General features: G+C 60.2%; 8 protein-coding genes. 5 read left to right on the forward strand and 3 right to left on the reverse strand.

Features of this window, described 5'->3' with window-relative positions; all coding sequences use genetic code 11:
- Positions 1–20: 20 nt before the first annotated feature.
- The 3 genes from HY962_09620 to HY962_09630 all read left to right on the forward strand — a co-directional run bounded on the left by HY962_09620 (position 21) and on the right by HY962_09630 (position 4259).
- The gene (locus HY962_09620; protein ID MBI5647175.1) at positions 21–1424 is read left to right on the forward strand and encodes a HAMP domain-containing histidine kinase; all 1404 of its coding nucleotides are present in this window, start codon (positions 21–23) and stop codon (positions 1422–1424) included.
- Between the two features lie 99 nt (positions 1425–1523).
- Positions 1524–2909 (forward strand): [FeFe] hydrogenase H-cluster radical SAM maturase HydG, encoded by a 1386-nt coding sequence (hydG, locus tag HY962_09625; GenBank protein ID MBI5647176.1) that lies wholly within the window; start codon positions 1524–1526, stop codon positions 2907–2909.
- Positions 2910–2999: 90 nt separating this feature from the next.
- Positions 3000–4259 carry a hypothetical protein gene (locus HY962_09630; protein MBI5647177.1) on the forward strand — a complete coding sequence of 420 codons (1260 nt, stop codon included), beginning with the start codon at positions 3000–3002 and terminating at the stop codon, positions 4257–4259.
- Between the two features lie 129 nt (positions 4260–4388).
- Here HY962_09630 and HY962_09635 read toward each other — a convergent pair whose 3' ends face one another.
- From HY962_09635 to HY962_09645, 3 genes are read right to left on the reverse strand one after another with little or no spacing between them, the layout of a single operon-like run.
- Entirely contained in the window at positions 4389–7214 is a 2826-nt protein-coding gene (locus tag HY962_09635; protein ID MBI5647178.1) for a hypothetical protein, read from the reverse strand.
- A 41-nt stretch (positions 7215–7255) separates the two neighbouring features.
- Positions 7256–7819, reverse strand: coding sequence for a hypothetical protein (locus tag HY962_09640; protein ID MBI5647179.1), 564 nt, complete (start codon positions 7817–7819; stop codon positions 7256–7258).
- A complete protein-coding gene (locus tag HY962_09645; GenBank protein ID MBI5647180.1) occupies positions 7809–10196 on the reverse strand; it encodes an SH3 domain-containing protein in 2388 nt (795 codons plus the stop codon). Before HY962_09645 ends, HY962_09640 begins: the two co-directional genes overlap by 11 nt.
- 267 nt (positions 10197–10463) lie before the next feature.
- On the opposite strand from HY962_09645, the gene HY962_09650 reads away from it, so the two are divergent.
- Both HY962_09650 and HY962_09655 read left to right on the forward strand, forming a co-directional pair.
- Positions 10464–10985, forward strand: a complete 522-nt coding sequence (locus tag HY962_09650; GenBank protein ID MBI5647181.1) for a hypothetical protein — start codon at positions 10464–10466, stop codon at positions 10983–10985.
- 73 nt (positions 10986–11058) lie between these two features.
- Positions 11059–11847 carry a WecB/TagA/CpsF family glycosyltransferase gene (locus tag HY962_09655; GenBank protein MBI5647182.1) on the forward strand — a complete coding sequence of 263 codons (789 nt, stop codon included), beginning with the start codon at positions 11059–11061 and terminating at the stop codon, positions 11845–11847.

Genomic DNA, 11847 nt, shown 5'->3' on the forward strand with positions numbered 1-11847 from the left:
ACACCTCACGGATCTCAGACATGAACGCCAGGACCTTCGCGCTCACCCCCCGCTGGATCATGTTCGACCAGTTCTGGATCGCGCTCAAGAGCCGGAACCGCCGCCTCATCATTCTGCGCTACGGCGCCATCATCATGCTGGCCCTGTTTCTGGCGGGCGCCGTGCTGCTGCCGGAACTCGGCATCCCCGTGATCCCGGTGGCGCTTGTCACTCTCGCGATCCTTCTCTACAACGTGCTCCTGCATCAGGCGCTGAAAACACTGCCCGCGGAGTTCGCGCCCTTCCACGGCCTGCACTTCGCCCTGATACAGATCAGCGCCGACCTTGTGGCTCTGCTCGTGCTCACATACTACACGGGCGGAGTCGAATCACCGTTCCTGCTGTTCTATCTTTTTCACATCATCATCGCGAGTCTCATCCTGCCGTCGGCCATCGTGGCGCTGATCATCGCCGCGGTGCTGGGCATGATGTTCGGCGGCGCCCTGCTTGAACTCAGCGGCGTGATTGCGCATCATCCGATACACGGGCTGTTCCCCGCGGCGCAATACACCAACGGCACATACATTGCGGTGCAGTTCGCCGCCTTCGCCTTCACGTTTTTTGTTATCAACTATCTCGCGAACTCGATCTCGAAGGAACTGTATCTGCGTGAACGCTCGCTCACGCGCGCCTACAAACAGCTCGAGGAGGCCGAGAAGACCAAGTCGCGGTACGTGATGTCGGTGGTGCACGATCTCAAGACGCCCATCGCGGCGGCGATCACCTACCTCAACATGCTGCTCGACAAATCCTTCGGCGAACTGTCCGACGAAATGGAGCGGCCCATCGAACGATCACGCGTACGCCTGCAGGGGGCCATCACGCTGATCAACGACATCCTGCAGTTGTCGCAGGTGAAACTCGCCTCGGATGTCGAGGTGCAGGATGTGAATCTGTCGGCCCTCATCTCCGAGATATACGAGGAGATGCGCATCCTGTTCATGGCAAAAAAGATCCGTTTCTCGACCTGGACCAACGCCGAGAACGACGTGCATGTCGAGGCCGAACCGAAACTGCTCAAACTTGCCATCGCAAATATCATCTCGAACGCGCACAAGTACAGCGAGAACGACAGCACGGTGGAGGTACACCTGAAGGAAATCGACGGCCTGGCGAGCATCGAGGTCGCCGACAGCGGCATCGGCATCCCCGAGGGTGAGATCGATAAAATATTCCAGGACTTCTACCGCACCGGCATCTCGAAGAAAAAATCCGAGGGCACAGGCCTCGGACTTTCCATCGTGAAACAGATCATTCATCAATTCAACGGCACGGTGCACGTCGAGTCGCCCTCGCGGCTGCAGACGCCCGACCGGCCCGGCACGGCGTTTTTTATCATGATGCCGCGCACCTTCAAAAAGGCGGATGTCGAGGACGAGGAATAATCCCGCCCGGCTCCGCCCTCCCGTCCCCGCATGGAACAAACCTCGCGGCTCCTTCGTTGTGGAGAGTGACGGTCTTCCCACAGTACCTTTCGGATAATCATGACCTTTATTGACGAAACAACCATAGCCGCGCTGATCGACAGCCCCGCGGTGCACGATGAACGGCGTCAGCGCGAGGCGGTGGACGCGGCCCTGGCGGGCGCGCGGCTCAGCATGGAAGACGCCGCGGCGCTGCTGCACACAAATACTCCCGAACTGCGCGACGCGACGCATCTCGCGGCACGCACCATCAAGCAGCGCATCTACGGCAACCGGCTCGTGTTTTTTGCGCCGCTGTACCTGACCAACCGCTGCGTCAACAACTGTCTGTACTGTTCCTTCCGCCGCGAGAACGACGAACTCGTGCGCGCCACGCTGACGCAGGACGAGATACGGCGCGAGGTCGACTTCCTTCTGCGCCAGGGTCACAAACGTCTGTTGCTCGTCGCGGGCGAACATCCGAAGGAGGCCCCGCTCTCGTATGTGGGCGAGGCGATCGCCACCGTGTACGACGGCGAATGGAACGGCAACCGGATACGGCGCGTGAACATCAATGCCGCGCCCATGAGTGTCGAAGATTTCCGCACGTTGAAGTCCTTCGGCATCGGCACGTACCAGTGTTTTCAGGAGACCTACCACCACGAGACCTACGCGCACGTGCATCCCTCGGGGATGAAACGCGACTACGACTGGCGTGTGACCGCGATGGATCGCGCGATGGAAGCGGGTATCGACGACGTGGGCATCGGCGTGTTGTTCGGTCTGTACGATTTCCGCTTCGAAGTGCTCGCGATGCTGCAGCACATACAGCATCTCGAGCAGAACTTCGAGGGTGTCGGACCGCACACCATCTCGATTCCGCGCCTCGAACCCGCGCTGCACGCGCCGCTCGACAGCACCAATTCCCCGCACACCGTCAGCGACGACGACTTTAAACACGTGGTCGCCGTGCTGCGGCTCATGGTGCCCTACACGGGCATGATCCTCTCCACGCGCGAGAGCGCCGACATGCGCCGCGAGTTGTTCGACTTCGGCATCTCGCAGATCTCGGCGGGATCGCGCACCGATCCGGGCGGCTACCTGCACGACGCCGACGCCCACGCCGAACAGTTCCAGCTCGGCGATCATCGCACGATGGACGAGGTTGTGCGCGACGTGGTATCACTCGGCTACATGCCCAGCTTCTGCACCGCCTGTTATCGCAGCGGACGCACGGGCGACCGCTTCATGGATCTGGCGAAGTCCGGCAACATCGGCAAGATTTGCACGCCCAACGCGCTCACGACTTTCGAGGAGTATGCCAATCAGTTCGCCGACGACGAGACCCGCACGCTGGCCCGCCGGATGATCGAGGAGGAACTCGCGCAGATGCCGGAGAAGCTCCGCGAAAAAACCCGCGACATGATCGATAGGACGGATAAGGGCGAAAAAGATCTGTATCTTTGAGAATCCAGAATCCAGAATTCAGAATCCAGAATTTAGGATTCAGAATTTGGTAGTTCGAATATCGAACTGATTTCTCGTACGGAGGTGATCATGATGCGTGCGTGGATGGCCCTGCTGCTGTTCGCCGTGTTGTGTGCGGGAAATTCCCTGTCGCAGCCAACGACGCTTCAGGCATTGGATGCCGGATGCAGAAATCGGGAACCACTGACTCCGTGGGACTCGCTCGTCGGGCCGTACCCCGAGATTGGTATCGCCGCGCGAAGCGCCTTCTTATCACCGGATGATTCAAAAATCGCATTTTTCTATGAGCGAAGCCGGGTGCCTTTTTTTCAAGGGGTGGTGGTGTACGATCTTGTGCGGAAGACTACACTGGCCATGATACCCGAAGGCGAATGGCTTCGTTGGTCGCCGGATGGCCGGAAGCTCCTGACCAGTTACCATCTCTATGATGCGGAGTCCAACAGCACCTCGCCTCTGCCCGTGCAGATCACGTACCAGCGTCCATATTGGTCCTTTGATGGGAAGCATATTTACTATCAAACTCCCGGCGAATGGTACCGGGGCAACAGTGATGGGGCGGACACCGTGGCGTTCGGCCGCTTCATTGGTGATGACGGGCAGGTCGATGCGAAGACGTTTGTGACGTTTTATATCGGGGGTATCCATATCCCTCCAGGCACATATCTCCGACACGATGTTCAAAGTGGAAAGGATTCACTCGTTTCCGTACCGGAATTCCTTGGCCTCGATGAAATAATGTATCCCACGATCTCGCCTGATGGCAGATTCATGGCGGCAGATTTCTACGAGCGCGGTCGCAACCTGCTCAATGGGAAACAGTTCCTCGGCGTGTTCGACATGCTGACAAACCGCCTGCATCGCATCCTCCCTTCACAGGCCCTCGGGAATCTCTATTACCCTTCCGTCACGAATCGGGGCACTCTGGTGGTGTCATTCGTCTGCCGTGCAGACTCGACATACACCGTCTGGGAGATCGATACGAATGGTCTCTTCCTGCGCCGGTTGATTGGAGGCAGGGAATTGGAAGATGCTGTGACCTCCGTCGCAGGGCCACCGCTCACGCTTGAGCACGGAATCATCGCGCTCTTTCCCTCGCCTGGGCGTGGCTCCTTAAACGTGACAGTCCTTCCGGTGGTACAGGACGATATCAGGATCGACGTACTCGATCTTTCCGGGGCGATCGTGCAGAGTATCCACGCCGGACCGGTGGAAGCCAACATCCCACGTTCGCTTGTACTACCCATCTGGGATCTGCCGACCGGTTCCTATTTGATGACGGTGTATGGACGACGGACGAGACCAGCGTATAGGTCATTTTTGGTTGAGTGACCGTACTTGTAGTCGCCCAGGCGAACAGCAGTATTCCACTCCGCCAATCCTATACTTTCGTTCCCAGCTCCTAGCTCCTAATTCCTACATCCTAGCTCCTAATTCCTACCTCCTAGCTCCTACTTCCTGTTACTGGACGATGAAGTCGAAAGTGGCCGAGGATCCCGCGTAGGGGAATGAGCCCGTGCCGCCTGAGCCGCTGGCGCTGCCGGAGAAGGAGATTGTGTACGTGCCGGCATTGTCGGGAGCGAGAATGCAGGTGAGTGTCGCGGTGTAGGAGCCGGGCGGGAGATTGATGGAGTAGATACGCTGGCCGCCCGCGGGTGTGGATCCGAGATTGCCGTAACCCGTGACGGAAAGAGAGAACGAATCGTCGGCAAGCGAGCCGCTGTCCCACACGGTGATGACCACCGTGCCGCCGCCGGAGCAGTCTTCGTCGATGAGGCCGTTGCCGTTGTTGTCGCGGCCGTCGCCGCAGATTTCGCGGAGTCCGTCGTTCACCGTCGTCGGATCCACGCCGTTCTGCGCGATGTCCTCGCCGAGTTTCTCGACATCGTTGAGATCACATCCGTGCGCGCGAAGCTGTTCGGTGCACGCCATGACCTGCTCACCGAGCGATGACGTGCGCTCGATTTTTTCCGAGAGCGCGGCCACGATCTGCGGGAGCTGCACGGTTTCGATGTTGTCGATCGCCGCCTTGCGCGCGGCCGCCTGTTTGTCGCTCTCATCCGGCGGCAGCTCGGGAAACGTGATGCGTGTGCCCCCGATGATTTCGGCCTTGTAACCGAGACCTTCGAGAGAGGCGTCCTTCGGTCCGTAGGGATGCATCATCAGCAGGCATTCGATGTTGTGCGGTCCCGCCTCCACTTCCTCGATGTCCACGGATTCGAGTCCCGTCGTCGACAATTCGTTTCCATCGAGGTACCAAAGGACACGGACGAAGGTGTAGCCGCCCTCGCCGCATACCATACGCGCGTAGCCGTCGAGCTGCGGTTTGGCCGACTGGAACGAATTGCCGCTGTACACGACCGACGCGCGCACGGTCTTGCCCGGCGCGGGTGGTTCGATCGGATCCTTCGGCGCTTTCACACCCTGACGCAGGGCGGTCATACGGATCTGCATGCGGTACTCGAGTTCCGCCATGCGGCTCACCGCGCGGCTGTAATCCTCAAAGCTGTTTTTCGCCATACGATAGAAATACGCGACCGAAGGATTCTTGCACGGCGGAGCATCCTTTGCTCCGATGGCATTTTGAAACGCGGCGACATACTGGCTCACATCGCCCGCGGCACGATCGGCCTCGCCCGCCCGCTGCATGAATTCATCACGCAGATTCTGAAAGATGGTCAGGTCGTCGGCACCCTCGTTCGGCTTCCTCTCTTCGACCACCTTCGCCGCGACGGATATCCCGATCGCCGAGGCAAGGGACTTGAACTGTTCACCGTTCTGCGCGCGTGCTTCCTGCCAGGCGGGAATAATCGAATTCAGACATTTCGCCTCGTTGATGGCGACCACGTTCGGTTTGTCGGACGATTCCTTCGCGTGTTCGCGGATCTTTGCGGCGAGTTTGTCCTCCTCACAGGCAGCGTAACGCAGGAGCAGCACACCCATGTTTATATCGTCGCCACCCTTGGTGTCGGCCTTGACCGGATTATCGGGATAGATGCCCGAGAGCATGTCCATACATTCCTGCCGTCCCGCCACAAGGTTGAAGCCCAGCTCCTTCGCGGCCTCGAGCATCTCGTTGGTCAGAGTGCCGAGAATGGCGATGGCAGCAGGCGACACCGCGAGTCCGAGATTGACGAGCGCCTTTGCGTAATCGCCCTTGCTAAGGTCGGCGCCCATCTGTATGGCCTGGAAGGTGATGAAGAGGCCGTTCACCACGGTCACGATCTTGTCCACGGGCACCTTCGACAGCGCGTCCATGAGCTTGGCCGAGGCCTTGCCGCCCTTCTCGAGCATCTCCTCGAGGATCGAGAGTTTGCCGCCCCCCTGGCGTATCATCTCGCAACGCAGCTTGGCGCCCGCGAGAATGTCCTTCGCCTTGCCGATGTCGCCGGCCTTCAAGGCATCGTCGATGTCGGAGATGTCGATGTTCACGCCCGATTTGTTCTTGAGGATTTGCAATTCCTTCTTCAGGCGGTCGAGCTGCTTTGTGGCCTTCCGCGGATCACCCGAGCGCAAATCGTCGAAGATTTTGTCGATGAACTGGCTGGAGACGTTTGCCGATCCTTTCGCCGTGAATTTCACCCCGTTGCCGTCCAGTGATCCGGGATCGACGAAACGGCTGCTCATGGCGCGGCCGGTTTTCGGATCCTTGTAGAACACCCTGCCGTTTTCCGGACTGAGATTGTCCTGATGAATCCAGCGTGAGGCATCCGGACCGTAGAGTCCTTCCGTCACGTTCTTGAGCCGGTTCGGATCGATGGCGTCCACTCCGTTTACCGCGCCCGTGGCGATGTCGTCGACTGCCGCGAGATTCGGCACGGAGTTCATCTTCTTAAAACGATCGAGCGCTTCCGCACCGTCCTTCACATCGTCGATCAGCTCGCGCGGGGGATAGACGTTCATCTTCTCGAGCATCTGGCGCGCCTTGTCGGGCGGGTATTGCGATTTGATCCTGGTGACGAGATCCCGCTGCGCTTCCTTCCACTTCTCGAGTACCTGCCGCTCCCATTTTTTTGCGGCGGCAGGATCCGTCGGTTTCGGAGTATCAGGGATGTAATCCAGATCCAGATCCGAGGAGCCCGGCTTGAAGGTTTTATGTGTTTCATTGATCCAGGATCCCTTCCCGACAAAGGTGTGCCCCTTCTCCTGCACGACGTTCGAGACTATCGCCTCCGCGTGCAGGGGAATGGTGCGGTCTTTCTGGGCTTGCGCGAAGGGGACGATGCACACACTCGCGAAGACGAGAAACGCGGGAAGGGTGAGTCGAATCGCTGCGCGTGGTGTCATGGGATGCTCCGACAAGGTGCCGCGTGGTAGGATGTGCATGTTTACTGGTCTGACAGGCGTGTCAGCGAGAACGCGCCGTTCGATATCGTGATGATGCTGCCGTCGGAGGACGAGCGGAGCAGGCCCGAGAATGTACCCACGACCTGGCCGCCCTTGTCGGCCACCTGCGTGATCACACTGCTGCCCTCGACGGCGGTGTAACTGCGCGCGCTCTGGCCCTGATCGTAGACGTCCAGAAACACGCCCGATGCCGAGAGCACCGCACCCTTCGGATCGATCCATGTGTGTGTGCCCGGAGTCGACACAGGCAGGACGACGGTGAACACCACACGTTTCGACGATGTTGCGCCGAAAGTGCCCAGGCAGTCGAGCACCCCGAGCAGGCGCCCGTTTGCACTGATGCGCCAGATGCCGTGTGTGTTGTCGCGCAGTTCGACTGCGGTGTTCGAGTACGTACCGCCGTTGAGGATAAACGACGCGGTGGATTGTGTGCTCGTGCCCGGTGATGTCGCGTCGTCGGAATTGCATGCGCTCGCCACGATACACGCAAAGAGCATGCAGATCATCACCCGTGTGCGCGGGCCGGCTGCGGAGTTACATGGCATATCGGAGTCCCACAAGAAGCAGCGTGTCGTCGATCTTGTCGCGGTCGCGCGTGCCGCCCGGCAACTGTATCTGTATGCGTGTGTCGTTGTCGAGACTGTAGTACTGCGCGCGCCCGAACACGCTCAGCGAGCCGACCACCACCACGTTCGCCTCCGCGCCGAGACGCAGCCGCATGGGCGAACGTTTGCGCCCGGCGTAGGGATCCTCGATAAAGTGGAAGGCGCGTTCGTACTCGGCCCAGGCGCGGACGTTCACCCGCGACTCGAAACTCGCCAGAGCGTGCAGACTTACCCCCGTGCGGGCGCTGTTGTTGAGATTGTCCTTGATCGACCGCGTCTTGTTGTTGAGAAACAGCGTCGTGCCGATAAAGGGACCCGCCTCGATCCGAACCGTGGCAATGGTGATGATGACGCCGGGATTCAGGTACAGGTCGGTGAAATGCTGCGAGAGCGAATCGGCACTCTCGGCCAGCACATAGCGTGCAACGCCATTGAGCCCGAGGAAGAATGTGCCGGCGGTGTGCCGCGCGTCGGCATTGGCCTGCATGTAGCTGGGATTCAGCGTGCCGTTGTTCTGTTGGAACAGCAGCAGGGCATCCCACTGCGTGCCGGTTAATTCCCGTGTGTGATGGCCTGCAAACAGCGATGCCTGGCCGTAGGTAAGATTGCTTGCATCGGGGTGGTAGCGGTAATCGATGCGCGCGCCGTAGTCCGTGATGCCCGTGGCTTTGGACCAACGAAGCTCGAGTCCGGGACGGTGGTAGTTGAGGAACGCGCCGTTCGAATCGGCGAGGGTCATGTATCCCTCGTAGGCGGGCCGGATCGAAAAACCGGATTCACTGCGCCAGAGAGCGAAGGCCGTGACCATGTTGAAATTCAGACCCATGTCCTCGCTGCTCTGATAGCGGTTGAGCATATTCAGCTCGAAGGCCTGTCCATACGGGGCCATGGTGCGCAGACCCGCGTTGAGACTCACGGCCGAGAAGTCCTGCGGCTGTGTTTCGGAGAAAGATTTGCCCTGGTACATCGCGCGTGCAAACCAGGCCGGACCCTGTTGCCGCAACTGTTCCCAGCCCGCTTGGAGATCGATCAGGCCGTAGGTGTTGACGGGAATCTGGTCGTCGTAGCGGAAGAAGTTCACGCGCGCGTTCCACTGATGCGTGCCTTGCGGCAGCCGCCAGTCGAGTCCCGTATTCAGGCGTGTGAACCGTGTGGTCACGACGTCGTCGGTCCAGTCGAGCCGTCCGCGAAAGTTGCCATACTGCGGTGTATTCATCCATGCGGACGCCTGCACCGTCGGTACCGATGATTTGTACTCGTACACGGCCGTTCGTGTGTGGGATCCGATGGCCGCGGAAATATTTCCCCCGTACAGCAGTGTTGTGCTGGGAGGCGCCGACTGCGCGCGCGCCACACTCTGGCGGTAATTCTCGAGCGTCCGGCGTCCCGCGTCGGCGATGAAGCGCGCGGCGTTGCGGTCGGACTCGCTGGGCGCGTGTTCCGCGAGCGCCTCCAGGTCGGCGCAGGCGGTGCCGAGCCGTGACGCATCGGTCTGCAGCCCGCGCAGGAAGTGTTCACCCGAGGCCGACAATCCGGCCACGTCGCTTCCGTCGTCTCGCTGTGAACGTGTATCGAGTGCCGCCAGACTTGCGCGCAGACGCCGTTCGTCCTCGACCGCCGCCGCGGAGGCCTTCTTCAATCCCTCGTCATCCAGACGTTCTACCGTCGTGTGCAATTCATCATCGATGCGAGCGGATCTGGCTGCGGAAGCGGACGCGGATGCGGTCGGGCGTGTGCCGCGCAGCGTCAGCTTCTCGCGTTCCACCCAGCCGGTGAGTCCTTCATACTCGCATTTGATCCAGCGGTCGCTGCGCTCCACAACAAGCACAACGCCACGTTCCGGCAAGGCCTGCAACACGGGCGCCTGCGAGCCGGGGTACGAACGCATCTGCGCTCCGCTCTGTGTCACCAGGGCCTCGAGCAGCAGCGCGCCGTCTAGTCCGGTGTTCATGGCCACGGGCTGCACCTCCGCGAGATCAGGAACCGGCTGATCCACGTACGGATCGAATCTAGCCCTGCCTGCCTCTGCAGCGGGTGTGCTGCCCGGCACTTCGCCGGAGGCGGACATGTCGAGGCGCGACGATTCGAGCCAGCCGGTGTTTTTCCCCGCGCGGACCCGGCTCCATTCGGCTTTTTGTTCCAGCACCGAGACTTCGCCGCCTTTTTTCAACGTGGCGACAATCCGTGCCTTGGCCGATGGCTGAGCCCGCAGTTTGACATTCTCGGCATTCACCTTCGCCGGTCTTTCCGCATCCTGTGCCAGGAGTGTCGGAATGAAGGTGCAGAGACAGACTGCAAGGAGAAGATAGGTGCGCATACGAACCTCGTGGCAGGTGCAACGCAAACGATACTCGCGCCCCGGCGGGGCATGAGGCCGAATAGATAAACCCGTAAGAGAAATGCCAAAGATGAAGATAAGAGTATCTTAATATGATGTCAAGAGCGTCCGCCGCTTTCGCAGTGGACTTGCCGGCATTATTCTTATGTGCCCTAAGGGGACGTGACGGCGATCGGCGGCCGAATCGGAAATGGGCGCGATTTTCGTATCTTCCATGATTGTTTGATGTTCAATTCGAGGAAAATCATGAGCACCCCCGAGACAGAGATCATCCGCCACCCCGCCAACGCCGTGTTCGCACTGATGGAAGACCGCGAGTTCCGCTACTCCATCATCCGCCCCGCGCTGGAGAAGGATAAAGACGCGCTCTGCCGCATGTCGACCGGCAAACACCAGTTGAAGGGCTTCCGCTACCTCAACCGGGCGCCGAATGTTATGATCGTGCCCGTGTTGTCGGACGAAGCCAATCTTTCGGCCGATCTCGCGCGCGCACTCCTGGAACGTTGGTTCGAGGATCAGGACGTGCTCAAGGGACTCGTCGCCGCAAAACTGCAATTGCTCGGATACGAGCCGGTGGAAAAACCTTTCGACGAGCGCGGCGAGATCGGCTGGAACACGATGTCGGAAGAACACGCGGAGGAGCAGTTCGAAGGCACCTTCCTACCGGATCAGGACAAGAATCATGTGATGCTCATGTCGCTGCTGCTCGGCTGGTTCGGTCATGAGCAGGGCGAAGAGACCGACGCGGACGACGAAACCGCCGACTAAACGCACACGTATTTCGGCCGGTCTGTGTACCGCCGAACGCCCCCGTCTTTCCCCCCCATCCGCACGAGGCGCGATGAACTCCCGGGATGTGGACCCCTCGCCGGCCGCGGCGCATCTGTGCGGCGTCCGGCTCGACCTGCTTGAGCAGGCCGCAATTCTCGAGCGCGTGGCAGCGGCGATCGCGACACGGACGCGTTGTGTTATCGCGGGTCCGCATTTTTCCATCCTGCTGCAGGCACAGGACGATGACGCGCTCCGCGTGACACTCAATAGCTGCGACATCGTGCATCCCGACGGGATAGGCAGTGTGCTCGGGCTCAGGATCGGGGCGGGTGTCGCCGCCCGCCGGGTCAACGGTACGGATCTCTATGTCGCGATGCTGCGGTCTTTCCCACCCACGGATGTGCGGTATTATTTCCTGGGAGGCGACGACGAGACGCAGCGCCGTCTTCGCGCATCATTGAGGGAAAAATGGAGCCAATTATCCTCTGAACGCATACACGGCGCCGCGGGTCTTCTGCGCCTCGACGATGCAGGTCCGGCAGACGCCGTGAATGCAGCCTCTCCCGACGTGCTGTTTGTCGGACTCGGCTCGCCGCTGCAATTTCAATGGATAGAGCGTTGGCGCGATGTGCTGCATGTGCCGGTGATTGTGGCGGTGGGAGCGGGACTCGAATTCCTGTCCGGTCGCAGAGCCCGTGCCCCGCGTCTCATGCGCGCGCTTGGCCTCGAGTGGCTGCACCGCCTCCTGCTCGAACCACGCAGACTGTGGCGCCGTTATCTGCTCGGCATTCCGCGTTTTCTCGTCCGCATTCTGCGTGAACGGGCGCGCCGGAAAAACCGACGCGCCCGCTACGAGTAA

The sequence above is a fragment of the Ignavibacteriota bacterium genome, from assembly GCA_016218045.1.
Lineage (GTDB): Bacteria > Bacteroidota > Ignavibacteria > SZUA-365 > SZUA-365 > JACRFB01.

What these genes read in the sequence shown, in the direction of transcription:
- HY962_09645 (MBI5647180.1), bottom strand. Translation starts at nt 10,196, where the DNA reads ATGCGCACCTATCTTCTCCTTGCAGTCTGTCTCTGCACCTTCATTCCG.
- HY962_09635 (MBI5647178.1), bottom strand. Translation starts at nt 7,214, where the DNA reads ATGACACCACGCGCAGCGATTCGACTCACCCTTCCCGCGTTTCTCGTC.
- HY962_09640 (MBI5647179.1), bottom strand. Translation starts at nt 7,819, where the DNA reads ATGCCATGTAACTCCGCAGCCGGCCCGCGCACACGGGTGATGATCTGC.
- HY962_09655 (MBI5647182.1), top strand. Translation starts at nt 11,059, where the DNA reads ATGAACTCCCGGGATGTGGACCCCTCGCCGGCCGCGGCGCATCTGTGC.
- HY962_09650 (MBI5647181.1), top strand. Translation starts at nt 10,464, where the DNA reads ATGAGCACCCCCGAGACAGAGATCATCCGCCACCCCGCCAACGCCGTG.
- HY962_09620 (MBI5647175.1), top strand. Translation starts at nt 21, where the DNA reads ATGAACGCCAGGACCTTCGCGCTCACCCCCCGCTGGATCATGTTCGAC.
- HY962_09630 (MBI5647177.1), top strand. Translation starts at nt 3,000, where the DNA reads ATGATGCGTGCGTGGATGGCCCTGCTGCTGTTCGCCGTGTTGTGTGCG.
- hydG (MBI5647176.1), top strand. Translation starts at nt 1,524, where the DNA reads ATGACCTTTATTGACGAAACAACCATAGCCGCGCTGATCGACAGCCCC.